The sequence below is a fragment of the Streptomyces sp. NPDC051172 genome (assembly GCF_040682555.1).
Classification (GTDB): domain Bacteria; phylum Actinomycetota; class Actinomycetes; order Streptomycetales; family Streptomycetaceae; genus Streptomyces.
Genome location: NZ_JBFBBE010000005.1, coordinates 157,871 through 180,313 on the forward strand (window position 1 = coordinate 157,871; position 22,443 = coordinate 180,313).

The following is a 22,443-nucleotide window of genomic DNA, read 5'->3' on the forward strand; positions in this document are numbered from 1 at the left end:
TGTGCCGGGCCGCCTTCCATTGAGTGGGTTTACATCGGAGGGGGTCCCCCGCCGAGTGTGTTCGAGGTGGGGGCGTGCCCGGGCCTGCGCACGTGCCGTAATCTCGAAGCCTGGAGCCCGCTGTACCGGGACCGGACCTTGATCCACGACTTGGGGTTGCACAGCAGATGACTGCGATTTCTCTCGGCATGCCGTCCGTTCCGACCAGGGTTGCCGAGCGTCGGCGGAGCAGGCAGATCCAGGTCGGATCCGTGGCGGTCGGAGGCGACGCCCCCGTGTCCGTGCAGTCGATGACCACGACCCGTACGTCCGACATCGGCGCGACCCTCCAGCAGATCGCCGAGCTCACCGCCTCCGGCTGCCAGATCGTGCGCGTCGCCTGCCCCACGCAGGACGACGCGGACGCGCTCGCCACCATCGCGAAGAAGTCGCAGATCCCCGTCATCGCCGACATCCACTTCCAGCCGAAGTACGTGTTCGCGGCCATCGAGGCGGGCTGCGCGGCCGTTCGCGTCAACCCGGGCAACATCAAGCAGTTCGACGACAAGGTCAAGGAGATCGCGCGGGCCGCCAAGGAGCACGGCACCCCGATCCGCATCGGCGTCAACGCCGGCTCCCTCGACCGGCGTCTGCTCCAGAAGTACGGCAAGGCGACCCCCGAGGCCCTGGTCGAGTCGGCCCTCTGGGAGGCGTCCCTCTTCGAGGAGCACGACTTCCGGGACATCAAGATCTCGGTCAAGCACAACGACCCGGTCGTGATGATCGAGGCGTACAAGCAGCTCGCCGCCCAGTGCGACTACCCGCTCCACCTCGGCGTGACGGAGGCCGGCCCCGCCTTCCAGGGCACGATCAAGTCGGCGGTCGCCTTCGGCGCACTGCTCTCGCAGGGCATCGGCGACACCATCCGCGTCTCCCTCTCCGCGCCCCCCGTGGAGGAGGTCAAGGTCGGCAACCAGATCCTGGAGTCCCTGAACCTCAAGCAGCGCGGCCTGGAGATCGTCTCCTGCCCGTCCTGCGGCCGCGCCCAGGTCGACGTGTACAAGCTGGCCGAGGAGGTCACCGCAGGCCTGACCGGCATGGAGGTCCCCCTCCGCGTCGCGGTCATGGGCTGCGTCGTCAACGGCCCCGGCGAGGCCCGCGAGGCCGACCTCGGCGTCGCCTCCGGCAACGGCAAGGGCCAGATCTTCGTCAAGGGCGAGGTCATCAAGACGGTCCCGGAGTCCAAGATCGTCGAGACCCTCATCGAGGAGGCCATGAAGCTGGCCGAACAGATGGAGGCGGACGGCACCCCGTCCGGCGAGCCGTCGGTTTCGGTGGCCGGCTGAGGAGCTTGGTCTTTCAGCCCGTCCGGCGTTTGAGGACGAGGCCGTCCAGGCCGAGGAGCGGGGGCCTGGGGGCGGCAGCACCCAGACGGCGCACCAGCCAAGCCCCACCGGGCAACGGGCAGTACGCCAACCGGGGGCGGCACCGCCCAGCTTCCGCAGGTACAGTGCGGAGATCAGCAGAACCTCAGGGTGAGGCCCGCACGTGTTGACGCAGACCACCTCACGGGTGCTCGAACCGAGCGACCTGGACGCCGCGCTCGCCGTCCTCGACCGCGAGCCGGTCGCGAACGCCTTCGTGACGTCACGGGTCCAGGTCGCGGGCCTCGACCCGTGGCGGCTCGGCGGCGAGATGTGGGGCTTCTACGAGGAGGGCATGCTGACCTCCCTCTGCTACGCGGGCGCCAACCTCGTCCCGATCTGCGCCGGCCCGCGCGCCGTACGCGCCTTCGCCGACCGCGCCCGCAGGGCCGGCCGCCGCTGCTCTTCCATAGTCGGCCCCGTCGAGGCCGCCTCCCAGCTCTGGCGCCTGCTGGAACCCAGCTGGGGCCCCGCCCGCGAGGTCCGCGCCCACCAGCCGCTCATGGTCACCGACCGCATGCCCGTCGGCATCGCCCCGGATCCCCACGTCCGCCGCATCCGCAAGGACGAGATGGAGACGATCATGCCGGCGTGCGTGGCCATGTTCACCGAGGAGGTCGGCGTCTCGCCGCTCGTCGGTGACGGCGGGCTGCTGTACCAGGCCCGGGTCGCCGAACTCGTCGGCTCCGGCCGCTCGTTCGCCCGCCTCGACGAGCACGGCAGGGTCGTCTTCAAGGCGGAGATCGGCGCGGCCACCCCCCAGGCCTGCCAGATCCAGGGGGTGTGGGTGGCCCCCGAGTACCGGGGAAGGGGGATCGCCGCACCGGGCATGGCCGCGGTCCTGCGCTACGCGCTGGCGGACGTGGCCCCGGTCGTCAGCCTCTACGTCAACGACTTCAACACCCCCGCGCGAAGGGCGTACCAGCGGGTGGGGTTCCAGGAGGTCGGCGCGTTCATGAGCGTTCTCTTCTAGCCGCACTTCCAGCCGGACTTCCGGCCGCGGTTCACAGCGCAGTTCTGACCCTCGTACGAGACCTGTAGTCTCCCCGGCATGCTGCGCTTTCCCGGTCACGGACACCGCGATCCCGAAGACGTCGTGATCGGCCCCCTCGACCTGTCAGCCCGGGTCGACGAGGCGCTCGCCGTGCAGGCCGTGGCCTTCGGACTCGGCTCCGACGAGGTCGCCGTACGGCGGCAGATCGTTCTGCGGCACATGACGTACCCGGGAGCCCGCGCACTCGGTGCCACCGTCGAAGGGCACCTGGTCGGGTTCGTCTACGGCATGCCCAACGACCGCACCCACTGGTGGTCCACCGTCGTCGAGCCGTACCTCCGCGCGCAGGGGCACGACGGCTGGCTCGACGACTCCTTCGTGATCACCGAGCTGCACGTCCACCCGCGCCACCAGAACCGCGGCATCGGCCGCTCCCTGATCACGACCATCACCGACGGTGTCACCGAGCCCCGCTCGATCCTGTCGGCGATCGACGTGGACAGCCCCGCCCGCGGCCTCTACCACTCCCTCGGCTACCAGGACCTGGCCCGCCAGGTCCTCTTCCCGAGTGCCCCGAAGCCGTACGCCGTGATGGGCGCCCCCCTGCCCCTGCGGCGCCGTTAACGGATTTCCACCGGAACCGGCCCCCCGGCTAACCTCCTTGCCATCACCCTTACGCAGCAGGAGTACGAGAACCATGGCGAACGCACCGGTCCAACGCATGTCCCAGTTGATGGCGAAGACGCTGCGTGACGACCCGGCGGACGCCGAGGTCCTCAGCCACAAGCTGCTCGTCCGCGCCGGCTATGTGCGCCGCACGGCGGCCGGCATCTGGTCGTGGCTGCCCCTCGGCAAGAAGGTCCTCGCCAACGTGGAGCGGATCGTCCGTGAGGAGATGGACGCGATCGGCGCCCAGGAGGTGCTGCTCCCCGCCCTGCTGCCGCGGGAGCCGTACGACGCCACGGGCCGCTGGGACGAGTACGGCGCCGAGCTGTTCCGCCTCAAGGACCGCAAGGGCGGCGACTACCTCCTCGGCCCGACCCACGAGGAGATCTTCACCCTGCTGGTGAAGGACCAGGCGTCCTCCTACAAGGACCTGCCGGTGATCCTCTACCAGATCCAGCACAAGTACCGTGACGAGGCCCGCCCCCGGGCCGGCATCCTGCGCGGCCGCGAGTTCCTGATGAAGGACTCGTACTCCTTCGACACCGAGGACGAGGGCCTCGCCCAGTCCTACGCCCTGCACCGCCAGGCCTACCAGCGCGTCTTCGAGCGCCTCGGCCTCGACTACCGCATCTGCGCCGCGACCGCGGGCGCGATGGGCGGCTCCAAGTCGGAGGAGTTCCTCGCCCCGGCCGAGGCCGGCGAGGACACCTTCGCGGACTGCCCGAACTGCGACTTCGCGGCCAACACCGAGGCGATCACCTACGAGCTCAAGCCGGTGGACGCCGAAGGTGTGCCCGCGCTGGAGGAGATCCCGACCCCCGACACCCCGACCATCGAGACCCTCGCCGCCTTCCTGGAGGTCCCGGCCTCCGCCACTCTGAAGAACCTCCTGGTGAAGGTCGACGGCGAGATCGTCGCCGTCGGCGTCCCCGGCGACCGCGAGGTCGACATGGGCAAGGTGGAGGCGCACTTCGCTCCGGCGGTCGTCGAGATGGTCACCGAGGCGGACTTCGCGGGCCGCCCGGACCTGGTCCGCGGCTATGTCGGACCGCAGGGCCGGGGCGAGAAGGTCAAGTACATCGCCGACCCGCGGGTGGCCCCCGGCACCGCCTGGATCACCGGCGCCAACAAGGCGGGCACGCACGCCAGGAACGTCGTGTCGGGCCGTGACTTCGAGGTCGACCAGTACGTCGACGTCGTGGTCGTCCAGGAGGGCGACCCGTGCCCCAAGTGCGGCACCGGCCTCAAGCTGGACCGCGCCATCGAGATCGGCCACATCTTCCAGCTCGGCCGCAAGTACGCGGACGCCCTCAAGCTCGATGTGCTCGGCCAGAACGGCAAGCCGGTCCGCGTCACCATGGGCTCCTACGGCATCGGGGTCTCCCGCGCGGTCGCGGCCCTCGCCGAGCAGACCGCCGACGAGCAGGGCCTGTGCTGGCCCGCCGAGGTCGCACCGGCCGATGTGCACGTCGTCGCCGCGGGCAAGGCCCTGCAGATCGAACTCGCCCTCGACGTCTCCGAGAAGCTGCGGGCGGCCGGACTGCGCGTCCTGGTCGACGACCGGGCGGGGGTCTCCCCGGGCGTCAAGTTCACGGACGCCGAGCTCATCGGCGTACCGAAGATCCTGGTCGCAGGCCGCCGCTCCGGCGAGGGCGTCCTGGAACTCAAGGACCGCAAGACCGGCGAGCGCGAGGAGCTGACGGTGGACGAGGCGATCGCCCGCCTGACCGCTTAGGAAACTCCTCAGGAACGTCTGTGGGCCCCCGACGGGGGCCCACAGACTTCTCTCAGACCGTTCCCCGACCAAACTGACGGCAGGGGGAGCGCCCTGAAGGGGCGCGAGGAACTGCGCGGCAAGCCACGACGAACCCGCACCCGGAGCCCGTGCGGCGTTTTCCGCCAATTGCGCGCGGCACCGTGTCGCACCCTCATCATTTCCGGCCACGTGGGCAGTACATGCAACAGGTGGTGCACGGGTGAGGGGAGAGAGATGAGTCTGCGAGACGACGCGTGTGAGCTCCAGGGTGAACTGGCCGTCCTGCGCCGGGCGTTGCACCGGGAGCCGGAGATAGGGCTGCACCTGCCGCGCACACAGGAGAAGGTGCTGGCCGCGCTGGACGGACTGCCGCTGGAGATCAGCACCGGCAGCTCGCTGTCCTCCGTCACGGCCGTGCTGCGCGGCGGTGGCGCGCCCGGCGGCCCCGTCGTACTGCTGCGCGGCGACATGGACGCCCTGCCCGTCACCGAACGCACCGGCGCGGAGTTCGCCTCCCGGATCGCCGGCGCCATGCACGCCTGCGGCCACGACCTGCACACGGCCGGTCTGGTCGGCGCCGCCCGGCTGCTCGCGGACCGGCGGGAGAGCCTCGCCGGAGACGTGGTGTTCATGTTCCAGCCGGGGGAGGAGGGCTGGGACGGCGCCGGGCACATGGTCGAGGAGGGGGTGCTGGAGGCGGCGGGACGCCCGGTCGACGCCGCCTACGGACTGCACGTCAGCTCGTCGTCGTATCCGACCGGCGTCTTCGCCTCCCGCCCCGGCCCGCTGATGGCGGCCTCGGCGGGCCTGCATGTGCGCGTGGTCGGCGCCGGCGGCCACGGCTCCCGCCCGCACGACTCCCTGGACCCGATCCAGGCGGCCTGCGAGATGGTCACCGCACTGCAGACTATGGTGACCCGGCGCTTCGACGTGTTCGACCCGGTCGTGGTCACCGTCGGCACCTTCCATGCCGGAACCCGGCGCAACATCATCCCCGACGACGCGGCCTTCGAGGCGACCGTCCGCACCTTCTCGCCGACTGCCGCCGAACGCATCGCAGAGGTCTCGGTACGCCTCTGCCAGGACATCGCCACCGCCCACGGCCTCACCGCCGAGGTCGACTTCGTCCCTGAATACCCGGTCACCGTCAACCATGCCGGTGAGCACGACTTCCTCGCCGACACCGTCCGCGAGGCCTTCGGGGAGGAGCGCTTCGAGCAGCTCACCGACCCGATCACCGGCTCGGAGGACTTCTCCCGGGTCCTGGACCGGGTGCCGGGCGCCTTCGTCTTCCTGGGCGCCGACGCCACCGGCGACCCGGAGACCGCCCCCACCAACCACTCCCCGCTCGCCGCCTTCGACGACGCGGTGCTGTCCGACGGCGCCGCCCTGCTCGCCGAACTCGCCGTCCGCCGCCTTGACCGTCTCGCCGAGGAGGCACCGTGCGCCCGTACCACCTGATCCCCGCCGTGCCCGCCCTCGGCCTCGTCCTCATGCCGTTCCTGCCGTTCGTCAACACCGGCGGGCTGTGGTTCGGGCTGCCCCGGATGCTGGTGTGGGGCGCGGTGTGGTGCGTGATGTGCACACCCGCGCTGCTCCTCACGGAGCGCCTCATGAACCGTGAGGAGGCCGACAAGTGACGACGATCCTGGTCATGACGTTCACCGGCATCGCACTGATCGGCGTCCTCGGCTTCGTCGGCCGCCGCAAGCCCGCCGCGGACCTCTCCGAATGGGCCGTCGGCGGACGCCGCTTCGGCGCACTGAGCATGTGGTTCCTGCAGGCCGGCGAGGTGTTCACCACCTTCACCTTCCTCGGCATGGCAGGCCTCGCCTTCAGCGGCGGAGTCGCCGCCCTCTATGCCCTCCCGTACGTCCCCATCGGCTACATGGTGCTGTTCTTCCTCGCCAAGCGCCTGTGGTCGCTGGGCAAGGAGCGCGGCTACCTCACCCAGGGCGACTACCTGGAGGACCGCTACGACAGCAAACTGCTCGGCACGGTCGCCGCCGTCCTCGGCGTGGTCTTCGTGCTGCCGTATCTCCAACTCCAGATCACCGGCCTGGGGTTGATCGTCCAGCTGGTCACGGGCGACTCGGCCTCCGGAACTCTCAGCATGATCATCGGCTGTGCGCTGGTCGTGGCCTTCGTGCTGTGGGCGGGCCTGCACGGCGTCGCCATGACGTCGTACTTCAAGGACGTCGTGATGCTGGTCGTCCTCGCCGTGCTCCTGATCGCGGTCCCCGCCCACTTCTCGGGCGGCGTCACCGCGATGTTCCACCGCATCGACAAGCTCCACCCGCAGCTGCTGACGATCCACGCGGGGCCGTCCGACCAGATCTGGTTCACCACGAGCATGCTGGTCAGCATGGTCGGCGTCGGCCTGATGTGCCTGCCGCACGCCTGGCCCGCCGTGATGTCCGCCCGCGACCCGAAGGTGCTGCGCCGCAACTACACCTGGATGCCGCTGTACGAACTCTGCCTCCTGATGCCCATCATCGTGGGCTTCGCCGCCGTGCTCGTCCTCAAGCCGGGCACGCCGCCCAACGGCATCCTGCTGACGCTGAGCAAGCAGGTGCTGCCCACGTGGGCCACGGGCCTGGTCGTGGTCGCGGCCATCGCCACGGCGATGGTGCCGGCGGCGGGCATCCTGATCGGCATCTCGTCCCTGGTGGCCCGCAACATCGCCCGGGTGCGGGACGAGCGGAAGCAGTTCTGGATCAACCACGGCACGGTGGTGGCAGCCTGCGGTCTCTCCCTCCTCCTCGCCATCTACCGCCCCGACCTGCTCGCCAACCTCCTCCTGCTCACCTACAGCGGCACGGTCCAGCTGGCGCCCGCCATCGCCCTGGGCTTCCTGGCCCGCCGCCCGGTGGGCAAGGTGGCCGTCCTGGCCGGCCTCTTCGTGGGCGAACTGGTCGTCGTCTGGCTGACGTTCTGGCAGACGGGCCTGGCCGGGAACGTCAACGCAGGCCTGGTGGGTCTGGCCGCGAACATCGCCGTACTCGCCCTGGCGGCAGCCGCGGAGCGACTTACGACCCGCACCCCCGCACAGGAGACGTCAGAGCCACTGGAGGCGCGTGCCTGAACGGAGCCCGGGCGGTACTACGCAACCAAGGGGGAGCGACACCGCCCGTAAAGGGGCGTGGGGCTGTGTCAATATGCGGCTCCGCCGCGTGGGCGCGACGAGCCCCCACACACCTGCAGCCCGCGAACAACCCGAACCCCCGAGCCGAACCGCCCTAAAGCCACCCGGCAAACTCAAGCAACAACTCCGCATCCTTCTCCCGCCCCACCCGAAGCGCCCGCACCCCCGACTCCACGGCTCGGAACAACGTCCACCCCCGCAACCGCTCCTGATCCACCTCCAACGACTCGGCAAGCCGCTTCACCCGCCGCCGCGTGGTCGCCGCCCCCGCCGGCGAGGCGATCAGATCCTCCACCCGGTCCCGCACCAACCGAGCGAGATCGAACGCGCACTCACCCACCACCGGATCGGGCCCCACGGCCAACCACGGCATCCGCTCACCGGCGAGAACCTTGCTCTGCCGGAACGTCCCGTGCAGCAGCCGCCGCTCGGGCGGATCCGCAAGCAGTCCCTCGCGGGCGGCGACCGCAGCGTCGACCAGCGCCGCCACCTCGGTGTTCGCCGACGCAGTGCTCCGCATGGCCTCGGCCTGGCGCCCGGTCCGCTCCGCCGCGGTCTCGAAGACATGCGCGCCCTCGCCGACAGGTGGCTCCACCCACAGCCGCCGCAACGTCCCCGCCGCCTCCAGCAGTGCCTTCGCCTCCGGCAACGACCGCACCGACACATCCGGATGCAGCCGCTCCAGCAGCAACACACCCTCCGTCATGAACGGTTCGACCAGCTGTACGGCGCCCATACCGCCCCAGTGCGCCAGCGCGGCCCGCTCGCTCTCCGGACGGGCCCGGGGCGGGGCCAGTTTCAGCACGGCGGGCATCCCGTCGGGGCGGCGCACCAGCACGACCAGGCTGCTGCGCCCGCCGGGCACCTGTACCCGTTCCACGGTCAACTCGCGTAGCGCGACCGCCTGCTGGGCCGCTGCGGGCAGCTTCTCCAGCCAGTCGTCGCCGTCCGGTGCCGTCTCACCGAGCGCCCTGACCAGACGCTGCGGCGGTGCGAAAGCCATGCGCGAGTCGTTCCCTTCCAGTACGCGTTACGCCGTGGGGGTCGGCGAGGCCGGGGCGGTGGCCGCCCGCTCGGCGAGCCCAGGGAAGGCTACGCTCTCGCCGCTCCAGCGCACCGCCCGCACCGCCGCCTCCCGCAGCGCCCCGGCGGCAGCCCGTCGCCGCTCGCCCGCGGTCGCCCGCACCAGGTCGGAGTAGACGCCGGCCACCCGGTCCTCCAACTCGGTGGCGAGCCGCACGGCCGCGGCCGAGTCCGGCACCGGGAACGGCAGCACGTACCCCGGCGCCGCTGCCACCGGCGTGCCCCCCAGGTCCCGTACCTCTCGGGTGAGCGCGTCACGCCGGGCCCGGTGCGCGTCGTACGCCGCCCGGGCCTCGGTACGCCGTCCGGGGCGGATCCGCCCGCCGACGACCCCGTAGCCGTACACCGCCGCATGCTCGGCGGCCAGCGCCGCCTGCAGGGCCTTCAGCTCCTTCTTCCGGCTCACCGGGCACCCTCCGTCAGCAGATACGCATGCGCCGCACCGGCCGCCGCCACCGAGGCCAGCAGCCGCGCCAACTCACCCGGCACGTCGAGGAGCGCCGCGATCCGCCGGTCGGCCAGAGCCCGCTCGGCGGCGGCCAGCCCGGCCAGCGCGTCCTTCTGGTTCGCGGGCACGCCAGCGGAGGGCGAAGCCGACTCCGGCGCTGTGGGGGAGGTCTTCGCAACCGTCCCCCCGAACGCCTCCACATGCCGGTCGACCTCCGCCCGCAGCGCCCCCAACTGCTCCGCCACGGCAGGATGTGCGGCGATCACGGCGTCGTACCGCCCGAGCAGCCCCACGCTGTCCCGCGCCGCACGCGCGCGCGCCTGCTCCGTGACCGACGGACTGCCACCGGCACTCTCCTCGGACTCCCCACCGGAGCACCCCACCAGCAGGGCGGCCCCGGCGGCCGAAGCAAGCACGGATCTTCTGCGCGGCCCCGAGGGGGCGCGCAAGGGCGGGGGGTACGACACGGCTGACGTCCTCGGGGGCCTCGTACGAACGCATGGGCGGGAAACCGCCCCGCCGTGATCACGGTACCCGCGCCCGTGCCCGTCGGTGTTCATCGGCACCGCACGTCCGTACGTGTACGGCAACACACCTTGCGACCGGATACCCTTTGACCAGACACGCGACCCATCCCACAACAGCACACGCGGCCGAGGAGTCACCCGGATGAGCACCACCCAGAGCGAGAGGCTGCGAGAGCTCCTGGAACCGCTCGTCAGCTCCCAGGGCCTGGATCTCGAAGAGATCGCAGTGGACTCCGTCGGACGCAAGCGGGTGCTGTGCGTGGTCGTCGACTCCGACACCGGCGCCGATCTGGACCAGATCGCCGATGTGAGCCGCGCGCTCTCGGCGAAGCTCGACGAGACGGACGCGATGGGCGAGGGCGAGTACACCCTCGAGGTCGGAACCCCGGGCGCGGAGCGCCTCCTCAAGGAACACCGGCACTATGTGCGCGCCGTGGACCGGCTGGTGAAGTTCCAGCTGGCCGACGGCGGGGAACTGGTCGCCAGGATCCTCAAGGTCGACGACGAAGGTCTGGAACTCGAAGTGCCCGGGGTGAAGGGCCGCAGGGCGACCAGCCGCAGACTCGCCTTCGTCGACGTCGACAAGGCGCGCGTGCAGGTCGAGTTCAACCGCAAGGACAAGAACGAGAAGGAAGAGGAGGCGTAGCCGTGGACATCGACATGAGTGCCCTGCGGGGCTTGGTACGGGAGAAGGAGATCTCCTTCCCCCTGCTGGTCGAGGCGATCGAGTCGGCCCTCCTCATCGCCTACCACCGAACCGAGGGAAGCCGCCGCCACGCGCGCGTGGAGCTCAACCGGGAGACCGGCCACGTGACGGTGTGGGCGAAGGAGGATCCCGAGGACCTCGAGGAGGGCCAGGAGCCCCGCGAGTTCGACGACACCCCGTCCGGCTTCGGCCGTATCGCCGCCACCACCGCCAAGCAGGTCATCCTGCAGCGGCTGCGCGACGCCGAGGACGACGCGACGCTCGGCGAGTACGCCGGCCGTGAGGGCGACATCGTCACCGGCGTGGTCCAGCAGGGCCGCGACCCGAAGAACGTGCTGGTGGACATCGGCAAGCTCGAGGCCATCCTGCCGGTGCAGGAGCAGGTGCCGGGCGAGACGTACCAGCACGGCATGCGACTGCGGTCGTACGTCGTACGAGTGGCGAAGGGCGTCCGCGGTCCGTCCGTGACCCTCTCGCGCACCCACCCGAACCTGGTGAAGAAGCTCTTCGCCCTGGAGGTGCCGGAGATCGCCGACGGCTCGGTGGAGATCGCCGCGATCGCCCGCGAGGCCGGTCACCGCACCAAGATCGCCGTGCGGTCCACCCGTTCGGGTCTGAACCCCAAGGGCGCCTGCATCGGCCCCATGGGCGGGCGGGTGCGCAACGTCATGGGCGAGCTGAACGGCGAGAAGATCGACATCGTCGACTGGTCGGACGACCCGGCCGAGATGGTCGCCAACGCGCTGTCGCCCGCCCGGGTCTCCAAGGTGGAGGTCGTCGACCTCGCCGCCCGCTCCGCGCGCGTGACGGTCCCGGACTACCAGCTGTCGCTGGCGATCGGCAAGGAAGGGCAGAACGCCCGCCTCGCGGCCCGCCTGACCGGCTGGCGGATCGACATCCGTCCGGACACCGAGCAGACCGAGGATCAGCGCGGAGACCAGCGGAGCGAGCAGCGCGGGGAATAGATCCAAGCCGCGGATGGCTTAGATCACGACAGTTGTATGCGCGGAACTGTTCGATTCTTGCCCCAAAGGGGTGAGGTCGCCACGGGGAGGTAGACTTAAGGGTGTCTGGCCGGACGCGTGCCCGCGCATGCCCTGAGCGCACCTGTGTGGGGTGCAGGCAGCGAGCGGCCAAGAAGGAACTGCTGCGCATTGTGGCGGTCGAGGGTGAATGTGTCCCCGATCATCGCGGTACGCTGCCCGGCCGGGGTGCGTATGTGCACCCCGCCCTGGTCTGTCTCGACCTGGCGGTACGCCGCCGGGCGTTCACGCGGGCGCTGCGCGCCCCGGGACCGCTCGACACAAAGGCGTTGCGCCTCTATGTCGAGCAGGCAACACCGTAAGACGTGGTCGTGCGGAACCTCCGTGCGGCCCTGGTACCCCGCGAGTTGGAAGTAGGTCGAGATTGCGATGAGCACTCGATGAGCACGCGATGAGTACGCCCATGAAGTAGCGACGGTCCGGACGCAACCCGGACCTAAAAGGAGCGAAGTGGCTAAGGTCCGGGTATACGAACTCGCCAAGGAGTTCGGGGTTGAGAGCAAGGTCGTCATGGCCAAGCTCCAAGAACTCGGTGAATTCGTCCGTTCGGCGTCTTCGACCATCGAAGCGCCCGTCGTCCGTAAACTGACGGACGCCCTCCAGCAGGGCAACGGAGGCGGCAAGTCCGCCCCCGCACGCAAGGCTGCCCCGGCTCGTCCGGCAGCCCCCTCTCCCGCGCAGGCCGCCCGTCCGGCTGCCCCGCGCCCGCCGGCCCCCAAGCCGGCCGCCGCCGAGAAGCCCGCGGCTCCCGCCGCGCCGGCCGCTCCCGGCCCCCGTCCCACCCCGGGCCCGAAGCCCGCGCCGCGGCCCGCCCCGGCGTCCCCGGCTCCGACCACGCCCGAGTTCACGGCGCCTCCGGCGGCTCCCGCCGCCCCGGCTGCCTCCCAGGGCCAGGGCTCCGGCCCGCGTCCGGGCGCCCCGCGTCCGGCAGGCCAGGCCCCGCGTCCGGGCGCCCGTCCGGAGCGTCCCGGTCAGGGCGGCCAGGGCCGTGGTGACCGTGGCGACCGTCCCGGTGGCGCCCCGCGCCAGGGTGGCGGCGCTCCCCGTCCCGGTGCCCGTCCGGCCGGTCCCCGTCCGGGCAACAACCCCTTCACCTCCGGTGGCTCCACCGGCATGGCGCGCCCGCAGGCGCCCCGTCCCGGCGGCGCGCCGCGTCCCGGCGGCCCGGGCGGCGCCGGTGCTCCCGGCGGCGCTCCGCGTCCGCAGGGCCAGGGCGGTCCGCGTCCCCAGGGTGCCGGCGGCGGTCCTCGTCCGCAGGCTCCGGGCGGCGCGCGTCCCAGCCCGGGTGGTATGCCCCGTCCGCAGGGCGGCGGCCCTCGCCCCGGGGGCGGCCCCGGAGGTAACCGGCCGAACCCCGGCATGATGCCGCAGCGTCCGGCTGCCGGTCCGCGTCCCGGTGGCGGTGGCCCCGGCGGCCGCGGTCCCGGCGGTGGCGGTCGTCCCGGTGGCGGTGGCGGCGGTCGTCCGGGTGGTGGCGGCGGTTTCGCCGGTCGTCCGGGTGGTCCCGGTGGCGGTGGCGGCGGTTTCGCCGGTCGTCCGGGTGGTCCCGGTGGCGGTGGCGGCGGTTTCGCCGGTCGTCCGGGTGGTCCCGGCGGTGGCGGCGGCGGTCGTCCCGGCTTCGGTGGTCGTCCCGGCGGTCCCGGTGGCCGTGGTGGCACGCAGGGCGCCTTCGGTCGTCCCGGCGGTCCCGCGCGTCGCGGTCGCAAGTCGAAGCGGCAGAGGCGCCAGGAGTACGAGGCCATGCAGGCCCCGTCGGTCGGCGGCGTGATGCTGCCTCGCGGCAACGGACAGACCGTCCGCCTGTCGCGCGGTGCGTCCCTCACCGACTTCGCGGAGAAGATCAACGCCAACCCGGCGTCGCTCGTCGCCGTGATGATGAACCTCGGCGAGATGGTCACGGCCACACAGTCCGTCTCCGACGAGACCCTCCAGCTGCTCGCCGGCGAGATGAACTACGTCGTCGAGATCGTCAGCCCGGAGGAGGAGGACCGCGAGCTGCTCGAGTCCTTCGACATCGAGTTCGGCGAGAACGAGGGTGGCGAGGAGTTCCTCGTCGCGCGTCCGCCGGTCGTGACCGTCATGGGTCACGTCGACCACGGTAAGACCCGACTGCTGGACACCATCCGCAAGACGAACGTCGTCGCGGGCGAGGCCGGCGGTATCACGCAGCACATCGGTGCGTACCAGGTCACCACCCAGGTCAACGACGAAGAGCGCAGGATCACCTTCATCGACACCCCGGGTCACGAGGCGTTCACCGCCATGCGTGCCCGTGGCGCGAAGTCGACCGACATCGCGATCCTGGTCGTCGCGGCCAACGACGGCGTCATGCCGCAGACGGTCGAGGCGCTCAACCACGCCAAGGCGGCCGACGTCCCGATCGTCGTCGCGGTCAACAAGATCGACGTCGAGGGCGCTGACCCGACCAAGGTGCGCGGCCAGCTCACCGAATACGGGCTGGTGGCCGAGGAGTACGGCGGCGACACGATGTTCGTCGACATCTCCGCCAAGCAGGGCCTCAACATCGAGAGCCTGCTGGAGGCCGTGGTCCTGACTGCGGACGCCTCGCTCGACCTGCGTGCCAACCCGGAGCAGGACGCGCAGGGTATTGCGATCGAGTCCCACCTCGACCGTGGCCGCGGTGCCGTCGCAACCGTCCTGGTGCAGCGAGGCACCTTGCGGGTCGGCGACACGATGGTGGTCGGCGACGCGTACGGCCGTGTCCGGGCCATGCTCGACGACAAGGGCGAGAACGTGGAAGAGGCGGGTCCGTCGACTCCGGTCCTCGTCCTCGGTCTCACCAACGTCCCGGGCGCCGGCGACAACTTCCTGGTTGTCGACGAGGACCGCACGGCCCGCCAGATCGCCGAGAAGCGTGCCGCCCGTGAGCGGAACGCCAACTTCGCCCGCCGGGGTGTCCGGTTCTCCCTGGAGAACCTGGACGAGGCCCTCAAGGCCGGTCTGGTGCAGGAACTCAACCTCATCATCAAGGGCGACGCGTCCGGTTCGGTGGAGGCTCTCGAGTCCTCGCTGCTCCAGCTCGACGTCGGCGAAGAGGTCGACATCCGCGTCCTGCACCGCGGTGTGGGTGCGGTCACCGAGTCGGACATCGACCTGGCGACCGGCTCCGACGCCATCGTCATCGGCTTCAACGTCCGCGCTGCGGGCCGCGCGGCGCAGATGGCGGAGCGCGAGGGCGTCGACGTCCGGTACTACTCGGTGATCTACCAGGCCATCGAGGAGATCGAGGCGGCCCTCAAGGGCATGCTCAAGCCGGAGTACGAGGAGGTCGAGCTCGGAACGGCGGAGATCCGCGAGGTCTTCAAGTCGTCCAAGCTGGGCAACATCGCCGGTGTCCTGGTCCGCTCGGGCGAGGTCAAGCGCAACACCAAGGCGCGCCTCGTCCGCGATGGCAAGGTCATCGCGGAGGGCCTCAACATCTCCGGTCTGCGTCGCTTCAAGGACGACGTCACTGAGATCCGCGAAGGGTTCGAGGGCGGTATCAACCTCGGCAACTTCAACGACATCAAGGTCGACGACGTCATCGCGACGTACGAGATGCGCGAGAAGCCGCGCGTCTGATCCCAGCACGCGATCGGGGCCGGTCGGCGGCAGTTCCCTCTGGGAAACTCCGTCGATCGGCCCCGGCCGTTGCGTGTACGGTTCCCGTATCGGCGTCGAAGCGTGGCGCCCGTACCCCGAACCGGCGGGACATCCGGACACACATGTATGTGGGGACTCTGTCCTTCGACCTGCTCCTCGGCGACGTCCACTCGCTCAAGGAGAAACGCTCTCTCGTCCGTCCGATAGTGGCCGAGCTCCAGCGCAAGTACGCGGTGAGCGTGGCGGAGACGGGCAACCAGAACCTCCATCGCCGGGCCGAGATCGGGCTCGCGATGGTTTCCGGGGACACGGGACACCTCTCCGACGTACTGGACCGCTGCGAGCGGCTGGTCGCCGGGCGGCCCGAGGTGGAACTGCTCTCGGTTCGACGCAGGCTCCACAGCGACGAAGACTGAAGCACGAAGTAAGCACTTAAGGAGACGGACCAGTGGCCGACAACGCGCGCGCCAAGAGGCTGGCGGACCTCATCCGAGAGGTGGTGGCCCAGAAGCTGCTGCGCGGGATCAAGGACCCGCGGCTCGGCTCGAACGTCACCATCACGGACACCCGGGTCACGGGTGACCTGCGGGAGGCGACCGTCTTCTACACGGTGTACGGGGACGACGAGGAGCGGGCGGCCGCGGCCGCCGGACTGGAGAGCGCCAAGGGCGTGCTCCGCTCCGCGGTCGGTGCGGCGGCGGGCGTGAAGTTCACGCCGACGCTGACCTTCGTCGCGGACGCCCTGCCGGACACCGCCCGGACCATCGAGGACCTCCTCGACAAGGCCCGCCAGTCCGACGAGCAGGTGCGCGAGGTCTCGGCCGGCGCCACCTACGCCGGCGAAGCGGACCCGTACAAGAAGCCGGGTGAAGACGAGGACGACACCGCCGAATGACCCAGAAGAACCGGACGCCCGACGGGCTTGTCATCGTGGACAAGCCGTCGGGCTTCACCTCGCACGACGTGGTCGCCAAGATGCGCGGCATCGCCCGCACCCGACGCGTCGGGCACGCAGGCACCCTCGACCCCATGGCGACGGGCGTGCTCGTCCTCGGCGTAGAGAAGGCCACCAAGCTGCTCGGTCACCTCGCGCTGACCGAGAAGGAGTACCTGGGGACGATCCGCCTCGGGCAGACGACCCTGACCGACGACGCAGAGGGCGAGATCACGGGGTCGGCAGATGCCTCGAAGGTCACCCGCGAGGCCGTCGACGCCGGGATCGCCAAGCTCAGCGGCAACATCATGCAGGTGCCGTCGAAGGTCAGCGCCATCAAGATCGACGGCGTGCGCTCCTACAAGCGGGCGCGGGAGGGCGAGGAGTTCGAGATCCCGGCCCGCCCGGTCACCGTCTCGTCCTTCGCGGTGTACGACGTCCGGGACGCCGTCGCCGAGAACGGCACCCCGGTGCTGGACCTGGTGGTCTCCGTCGTCTGCTCCTCCGGCACCTACATCCGGGCCCTGGCCCGGGACCTGGGCGACGACGTGGGCGTCGGCGGTCACCTCACCGCTCTGCGCCGCACCCGTGTGGGCCCGTACAAGCTGGACTCCGCGAAGACACTGGACCAGCTGCAGCAGGAGCTGGCCGTGCTGCCGATCGGCGAAGCGGCCACGGCTGCGTTCCCGCGCTGGGACGTCGACGCGAAGCGGGCCCGGCTGCTCACCAACGGCGTACGGCTGGAGATGCCGGACGTCTACGCGGGCGGCGGCCCGGTGGCCGTCTTCGACCCCGAGGGGCACTTCCTCGCGCTCGTCGAGGAACAGAAGGGCAAGGCGAAGAGCCTGGCCGTCTTCGGCTAGACGCTCCGCTGGGGGTGCCGCGACGGGCCGTCGGTCGTCTCTGCCCGTCGCGGCTGGTCGCGTACCTCGCCCGTGGAGCGGCGTCACGGGGTTGTGCCGCCGCTCCACGGTCCCCCCTCGGTTCCCCCACCCCTAGGGTGTATCCACCGACCCCCGCCTGTTCACCCGTCCGGGCAGGCGCTCGGAGTGAACCGAGGGTGCGGAAGGGGGCGCGTTCGCCAAGTGATCTGTCCCGCTGATCATCGCGCCCCTAACGTCGAACTGAGGGCACAGGTGTACGGCGGGGAGGCTCGAACATGGCGGGACGGGGCCCGCGGACCGGGGACGGACACCGGCCGACGCAGGACACACGAACCGGGCGCACCCCTGACGGGGAGCCGACCGCCCTCGACGACGCCCTGGTCCGCATCCACGACCTCGCCGGCCGCCCCCGGGGCACCGGCTTCGTCGCCGACCACCACGGCACCGTCATCACCAGCCACGAGGCCGTCGACGGCCTGCCCAGGCTCGTGCTGCACGCCGCCGGGGACCGCACCTGCCTGGTGACCGCGGACGCGGTCACCCCGCTGCCCGACCTGGACCTGGCCCTCGTACGCACCGGAGGCCTCGGCGTCGACCCGCTGCCGGTCACGGTCCGGGACCGGGTCGAGACCGGCACGTACGTGCGCCTCGCCGCCGGCTGCTGGCGCGAGGCACGCGTCCTCGGCGCGACCTCCGTGACGTACGCGGCGACCGACCGCTTCCATCTCCTCGACGAGGCCCTGGAGTTGGCGATCGGCACGACCGGCCGGGACGCCCTGCGGCTGGGCGGCGGGGCGGCCGGGGGACCGGTCCTGGACGCCGAGACCGGCGCCGTCGTCGCCGTCCTCGGCACGGCGCTGCACTCCGGCCAGCGTGAGGTGGGCTTCGCGGTCCCGCTACGCCATGCCGCGACGGTCGGTCGATCGTCTGAGGCGCCGTCGGGGCCGGTCGCGGGCGAACCGCACGGGACTTGTCCCGACCCGCTGGCCGACCTGCTCGACCGGAACGCGGCTACGGTGCCCGCGTACGGCGCCGACCTCAATCTGGCCGGTGTGCTGGAGCTGACGGCCACGTCGGTGGGGCAGGACGGGCCGCCCGGGACGCTGGAGGGCTGCGTCGGCCGGACGGGTGTCGAGCCGGTCGAACGGAACGCCACAGCAAGGGAGTTGGACGCGTTCGTGCGCGGCCAGGCCGTTGTCCTCGGCCTCGTCGGGCCACCGGGCAGCGGCCGTACGACGGAACTCGCGGCCCTCGCCGCCCGCCGCAACCGCGGTCCCGAACCGGCTCCCACCCTGTGGCTGCGTGGCGCCGACCTGAGGGACGACGACGCCTCGGTCGCGGACGCGGCGGGCCGGGCACTGGCCCGCGCCGCCCGTATCGTCGCGGCGGCGCAGTCCACCTGCGCGGCCGCCCTCGGCGACACCGGCCCGAACCGCCTGGCCCAGGCCGCCCGCGCGGCGGACCGCCCCCTGCTGCTCCTCCTGGACGGCCCCGAGGAGATGTCACCGGCCCTGGCCCACCGCCTGGGGGAGTGGACCGAGGGGACGGCGGAGTGGCTGCGGGAGACGGGGACCCGGCTGATCGTGGCGTGCAGGGCGGAGTACTGGGAGGTCTTTTCCGCCGGTCAGGTCTCTTCAGCCGGGCGGCACCTTCCAGCCCGTCCGGCGTTTGAGGACGAGGCCGTTCAGGCCGAGAGCGGGGGTCCGGGGGCGGCAGCTCCCAGGGACGGGAAGGGCAGGGGCGGCGGGGGCGAGATCTGCTGCGTGCGCCTGGCAGACCTGACGGAGGACGAGGCACGCAAAGCCCGCGCGCGATACCGCATCCCCGAGCACACCCTGGCACCCCCCGACGCCCGCCACCCCCTCACCCTCCGCCTCCTCTCAGAGGTCCGCGCCGCCCTCCAGGACGCCCCCCACGCCCCCGTGGACCGCAACGACGTCTTCGCGGCCCACCTCGACCTGATGTGCCTGCGCATCGCCGTCCGGCTGGCCGCCGAGAACGGCCTGCGCGGCACCGCCGTACGCAGACTCGCCGCAAGGGTCTCCGGACAGGTCCATGAGGCCGCCCGCCGCAGCCTCGGCCCCGAAGAGGGCGAGCTGGACCGGAAGACGTTCGAGGCGGTGTTCCCCTGGGGCCCGGCCCCGGCGAAGCTGGGCGGCGGCGCCGGCTGGGCGTCCGCCGTCCTCACCGAAGGCCTGCTCGTCCCCGCCGGCAGCGGCTACCGCTTCGCCCACGAGGAACTCGCCGACTGGCTTCAGGGCATGCACCTCGACCTCGACGAGGCGCTCCGCACCCTCGTCCACCACCGCCCCGGCCCGGACGGCGGCGCTCGCGCCCTTCCCGTGCCGCACCACCGAATCGGCCCCGTCGTAGAGGCCCTGCTGCTCCTGGCCCGGCAGGAGGGGTTCGCCCAACTCGCCGTGAGAATGGAGGAGTTGGCGAACGTCCTGGACGCGGACCCGCACTCCTGGTGGCCCGCCCGCCTCCTCACCGAGACCCTGCTGCGGGTGCCGGACGCCACGCCGTATCTGGCGGTCCTGCGACGGCTCGCCGACCGGCTCGTGGCGGCACGGCGACAGGACCGCCTCGACTCCCTGGAACCCGACGGCCGGTCCCTTCCGGCCGCCGCCCTCCCGGGCGCCTTCGCCCCCGCCTTCTGGACCGCCCTGCCGCTCCCGCAGACCGAACGCCTCGACCTGCTGCGCCACCTGCTCCTCGCCGACGGGCCGCCGCAGGACACCGGCCCCCGTTTCCTGGACGCCGTCTCCCAGCTCCTCGCCGACGGCCCCACCGCCGTACAACCCCTCCTCACCCGCTGGTTCGCCGACGAGCGCCCGCTCCCCGCGACCCCGCACGCGACGGTCGCCGAGGCGGCGCAGGCGCTGCTGCACACCCACCGGCACCTCGCCCTGGACGACCTGACCGAGGTCCTGGTCGAGAGCGCACACCCCAGGGCGGACGAGCTGCTCGCGGTGCTGGCGGAGGACGAGCCGTCGACCATCTGCCGGGCCGTCGACCGGTGGGCGCACGACGAGCGGCCCGCGCGGCGGGTGGCGGCGGTGGCGTACGGCCTGCGCGCCGCGCCCCACGTCCATACCGACGCCGACCGCGAACTCCTCCGCTACGCCGCCCTCGCCCTCCTCGCCCGCCCCGCCGACTGCACCCTGCACGGCGGCGCGCTCGCTCTCCTCGTACGCGATCCACGCACGCGTGCCCGCCATCTCCCGCAGGCGCTCGGGAAGTTCGCGGCCGGCGACCCGCACTTCCCGGCGAGCGGCCTGGTCGCCGCCCTCACCACACACCCGGAACCGGTCCTGGACGCCTTCCGCGAGCGTCTGCGCGGCCCGGACGCCGGCCAGGCGCTGCGCACGCTCGCCGACGTCACCACGCCCCCGCTGGCGCGGAGGGTCGCCGGGCTCGTGCGGGAGGCGGTGGAGCGGCGCCCGGAGACCGCCGTCGACGTGGCCGCGTACGTCGACCGGCGGCTCGACCAGGGGCCGGAGGCCCGTGCCGTGCTCTTTTCGCTGGTCACCGGTCTCCTCGAAGGCGGCCCGGAGGTGGTGCGGGCCGCGCTCGCCGCCGTACTCGCCGCTCCTGGCACCCCCGCCTCCCGCCTCCTGCGCCGCGAACTCCTCGACTTCCTCCTGACCCACGAACAGGCCCCCGCCGTCCTGGACGCCCTGCTCCACGCCGTCGCCCGGCACGCCGGCGACGACGACGTGCGCGAGCTCGTGCACCGCACCGGACTGCTCCTGGTCCGCACCCCGGACGGCGCGGCCCGTTTCGACCGCGGCCTGGTCGACCTGGGCCGTCAGCTCCCCGGCTTCGCCGCCCGCATGGCCGGCTGGCTGAGCGAGACACCGCAGGCCTGGTCGGCGATGGTCGGCCCCGGCACCCGCCGCATGATCGAAAACCTGGCGGGCGCCCCCGCCCCGAAGGGGCGCGGGGAACTGCGCGATCAGCCACGACGTTGCCGCAGTCGCTCTCCGGCATAACGTGGCAACCCGCGGAGCGACTGGCGTGGGTCGGGTCACAGCCCCCATGCCGATGCGGGCGGTACGGGCCCGGCATGGCACCCTTAGACCTGCGTAAGAGGTCGGTAGACACGGACACGGGTTCGAGGAGCGGTCACAGTGCAGCGCTGGCGTGGCTTGGAGGACATCCCCGAGGACTGGGGGCGCAGCGTCGTCACCATCGGCTCCTACGACGGAGTCCACCGCGGTCACCAGCTGATCATCCGGCATGCGGTGGACCGAGCCCGCGAGCTGGGCGTCCCCTCAGTGGTCGTCACCTTCGACCCGCACCCCAGCGAGGTCGTCCGCCCCGGCAGCCACCCGCCGCTGCTGGCCCCGCACCACCGCCGCGCCGAACTCATGGCGGACCTCGGCGTGGACGCGCTTCTGATCCTCCCCTTCACGACGGAGTTCTCGAAGCTGTCGCCGGCCGACTTCGTCGTCAAGGTCCTGGTCGACAAGCTGCACGCCAAGGCGGTCGTCGAGGGCCCGAACTTCCGCTTCGGCCACAAGGCCGCGGGGAACGTCGAGTTCCTCGCCGAGCAGGGCAAGGTCTACGACTTCGAGGTCGAGATCGTCGACCTGTATGTGCGCGGTGAGGCGGGAGGCGGCGAGCCGTTCTCGTCCACCCTCACGCGGCGCCTGGTCGCCGAGGGGGACGTCGAGGGCGCCGCGGAGATCCTGGGCCGCCCGCACCGCGTCGAGGGCGTGGTCGTACGAGGCGCTCAGCGGGGCCGTGAGCTGGGCTTCCCGACCGCCAACGTCGAGACGCTGCCGCACACCGCGATCCCCGCCGACGGCGTCTACGCCGGCTGGCTGCACGTCCAGGGCGAGGCGATGCCGGCCGCGATCTCCGTCGGCACGAACCCGCAGTTCGACGGCACCGAGCGCACGGTGGAGGCGTACGCCATCGACCGCGTGGGCCTCGACCTGTACGGCCTGCACGTGGCCGTCGACTTCCTGGCCTACGTCCGCGGCCAGGCGAAGTTCGACTCCCTGGAGGCCCTGCTGGAGCAGATGGCCGAGGACGTGAAGCGGTGCCGCGAACTGGTGACGGCCGCCGAATAGCCGTACAGAAGTAGTTCCAGCAGTCGTTCCTACGACGCCGAAGGGGGGGGGGGGGGGGCGGGGCGGCCCGGCCCCCCCGCGCCTCCCCCACGCCGGGAACCTCTGCGGTAACCCACCCACCCCGGGTCGGCGCCCCCCCCCCCCCGCGACCCGGTGGCGGACGATCGTCG

At 71.8% G+C, this 22,443-nt stretch carries 19 protein-coding genes; 16 read left to right on the plus strand and 3 right to left on the minus strand.

Annotation, left to right across the window (positions count from 1 at the left end; all coding sequences use genetic code 11):
- Positions 1-167: 167 nt before the first annotated feature.
- The 7 genes from ispG (at position 168) to AB0N07_RS04790 (ending at position 7,904) form a co-directional block, all read left to right on the plus strand.
- The gene (ispG, locus tag AB0N07_RS04760) at positions 168-1,325 is read left to right on the plus strand and encodes a flavodoxin-dependent (E)-4-hydroxy-3-methylbut-2-enyl-diphosphate synthase (protein ID WP_365832054.1); all 1,158 of its coding nucleotides are present in this window, start codon (positions 168-170) and stop codon (positions 1,323-1,325) included.
- Between the two features lie 202 nt (positions 1,326-1,527).
- Positions 1,528-2,376, plus strand: coding sequence for a GNAT family N-acetyltransferase (locus AB0N07_RS04765; protein ID WP_365832056.1), 849 nt, complete (start codon positions 1,528-1,530; stop codon positions 2,374-2,376).
- 78 nt (positions 2,377-2,454) lie between these two features.
- The gene (locus AB0N07_RS04770; RefSeq protein WP_365832058.1) at positions 2,455-3,021 is read left to right on the plus strand and encodes a GNAT family N-acetyltransferase; all 567 of its coding nucleotides are present in this window, start codon (positions 2,455-2,457) and stop codon (positions 3,019-3,021) included.
- A 73-nt stretch (positions 3,022-3,094) separates the two neighbouring features.
- Positions 3,095-4,798 (plus strand): proline--tRNA ligase, encoded by a 1,704-nt coding sequence (locus AB0N07_RS04775; protein ID WP_365832060.1) that lies wholly within the window; start codon positions 3,095-3,097, stop codon positions 4,796-4,798.
- 255 nt (positions 4,799-5,053) lie between these two features.
- Entirely contained in the window at positions 5,054-6,280 is a 1,227-nt protein-coding gene (locus AB0N07_RS04780) for a M20 family metallopeptidase (protein WP_365832062.1), read from the plus strand.
- Positions 6,262-6,459 (plus strand): hypothetical protein, encoded by a 198-nt coding sequence (locus tag AB0N07_RS04785; protein WP_123967812.1) that lies wholly within the window; start codon positions 6,262-6,264, stop codon positions 6,457-6,459. The genes AB0N07_RS04780 and AB0N07_RS04785 overlap by 19 nt, the downstream gene beginning before the upstream one ends.
- Entirely contained in the window at positions 6,456-7,904 is a 1,449-nt protein-coding gene (locus tag AB0N07_RS04790; RefSeq protein WP_365832065.1) for a sodium:solute symporter family protein, read from the plus strand. The genes AB0N07_RS04785 and AB0N07_RS04790 overlap by 4 nt, the downstream gene beginning before the upstream one ends.
- A 154-nt stretch (positions 7,905-8,058) precedes the next feature.
- Here AB0N07_RS04790 and AB0N07_RS04795 read toward each other — a convergent pair whose 3' ends face one another.
- The 3 genes from AB0N07_RS04795 to AB0N07_RS04805 are packed head-to-tail and all read right to left on the minus strand — an operon-like array spanning position 8,059 to position 9,962.
- Entirely contained in the window at positions 8,059-8,967 is a 909-nt protein-coding gene (locus AB0N07_RS04795; protein WP_365832067.1) for an aminoglycoside phosphotransferase family protein, read from the minus strand.
- Positions 8,968-8,994: 27 nt separating this feature from the next.
- Positions 8,995-9,453 (minus strand): ferritin-like domain-containing protein, encoded by a 459-nt coding sequence (locus tag AB0N07_RS04800; protein WP_365832069.1) that lies wholly within the window; start codon positions 9,451-9,453, stop codon positions 8,995-8,997.
- Positions 9,450-9,962, minus strand: a complete 513-nt coding sequence (locus AB0N07_RS04805) for a hypothetical protein (RefSeq protein ID WP_365832071.1) — start codon at positions 9,960-9,962, stop codon at positions 9,450-9,452. The genes AB0N07_RS04800 and AB0N07_RS04805 overlap by 4 nt, the downstream gene beginning before the upstream one ends.
- Before the next feature lie 202 nt (positions 9,963-10,164).
- On the opposite strand from AB0N07_RS04805, the gene rimP reads away from it, so the two are divergent.
- The 9 genes from rimP (at position 10,165) to AB0N07_RS04850 (ending at position 22,273) form a co-directional block, all read left to right on the plus strand.
- Positions 10,165-10,668 carry a ribosome maturation factor RimP gene (gene rimP, locus AB0N07_RS04810; protein WP_365832073.1) on the plus strand — a complete coding sequence of 168 codons (504 nt, stop codon included), beginning with the start codon at positions 10,165-10,167 and terminating at the stop codon, positions 10,666-10,668.
- A 2-nt stretch (positions 10,669-10,670) separates the two neighbouring features.
- Positions 10,671-11,693, plus strand: a complete 1,023-nt coding sequence (nusA, locus tag AB0N07_RS04815; protein WP_365832075.1) for a transcription termination factor NusA — start codon at positions 10,671-10,673, stop codon at positions 11,691-11,693.
- A gap of 101 nt (positions 11,694-11,794) precedes the next feature.
- Positions 11,795-12,073 carry a YlxR family protein gene (locus AB0N07_RS04820; RefSeq protein ID WP_365832077.1) on the plus strand — a complete coding sequence of 93 codons (279 nt, stop codon included), beginning with the start codon at positions 11,795-11,797 and terminating at the stop codon, positions 12,071-12,073.
- A gap of 148 nt (positions 12,074-12,221) precedes the next feature.
- Positions 12,222-15,353: a translation initiation factor IF-2 gene (infB, locus tag AB0N07_RS04825; RefSeq protein WP_365832079.1), complete on the plus strand. Its 3,132-nt coding sequence runs from the start codon at positions 12,222-12,224 to the stop codon at positions 15,351-15,353.
- A 143-nt stretch (positions 15,354-15,496) separates the two neighbouring features.
- Positions 15,497-15,790, plus strand: a complete 294-nt coding sequence (locus tag AB0N07_RS04830; protein ID WP_030944944.1) for a DUF503 domain-containing protein — start codon at positions 15,497-15,499, stop codon at positions 15,788-15,790.
- A gap of 32 nt (positions 15,791-15,822) precedes the next feature.
- Positions 15,823-16,269: a 30S ribosome-binding factor RbfA gene (gene rbfA / locus AB0N07_RS04835; protein ID WP_232650960.1), complete on the plus strand. Its 447-nt coding sequence runs from the start codon at positions 15,823-15,825 to the stop codon at positions 16,267-16,269.
- Positions 16,266-17,171: a tRNA pseudouridine(55) synthase TruB gene (gene truB / locus AB0N07_RS04840; RefSeq protein WP_365832082.1), complete on the plus strand. Its 906-nt coding sequence runs from the start codon at positions 16,266-16,268 to the stop codon at positions 17,169-17,171. Before rbfA ends, truB begins: the two co-directional genes overlap by 4 nt.
- A 296-nt stretch (positions 17,172-17,467) precedes the next feature.
- Entirely contained in the window at positions 17,468-21,187 is a 3,720-nt protein-coding gene (locus AB0N07_RS04845) for a trypsin-like peptidase domain-containing protein (RefSeq protein ID WP_365832084.1), read from the plus strand.
- Between the two features lie 138 nt (positions 21,188-21,325).
- Entirely contained in the window at positions 21,326-22,273 is a 948-nt protein-coding gene (locus AB0N07_RS04850) for a bifunctional riboflavin kinase/FAD synthetase (RefSeq protein WP_365832086.1), read from the plus strand.
- Positions 22,274-22,443: the final 170 nt, after the last annotated feature.

Bases quoted from the DNA above. Each gene is read 5' to 3' on its own strand.
- AB0N07_RS04770 (WP_365832058.1), top strand. From the start codon at position 2,455: ATGCTGCGCTTTCCCGGTCACGGACACCGCGATCCCGAAGACGTCGTG.
- AB0N07_RS04845 (WP_365832084.1), top strand. From the start codon at position 17,468: ATGGCGGGACGGGGCCCGCGGACCGGGGACGGACACCGGCCGACGCAG.
- AB0N07_RS04775 (WP_365832060.1), top strand. From the start codon at position 3,095: ATGGCGAACGCACCGGTCCAACGCATGTCCCAGTTGATGGCGAAGACG.
- ispG (WP_365832054.1), top strand. From the start codon at position 168: ATGACTGCGATTTCTCTCGGCATGCCGTCCGTTCCGACCAGGGTTGCC.
- truB (WP_365832082.1), top strand. From the start codon at position 16,266: ATGACCCAGAAGAACCGGACGCCCGACGGGCTTGTCATCGTGGACAAG.
- AB0N07_RS04780 (WP_365832062.1), top strand. From the start codon at position 5,054: ATGAGTCTGCGAGACGACGCGTGTGAGCTCCAGGGTGAACTGGCCGTC.
- AB0N07_RS04795 (WP_365832067.1), bottom strand. From the start codon at position 8,967: ATGGCTTTCGCACCGCCGCAGCGTCTGGTCAGGGCGCTCGGTGAGACG.
- rimP (WP_365832073.1), top strand. From the start codon at position 10,165: ATGAGCACCACCCAGAGCGAGAGGCTGCGAGAGCTCCTGGAACCGCTC.
- AB0N07_RS04830 (WP_030944944.1), top strand. From the start codon at position 15,497: ATGTATGTGGGGACTCTGTCCTTCGACCTGCTCCTCGGCGACGTCCAC.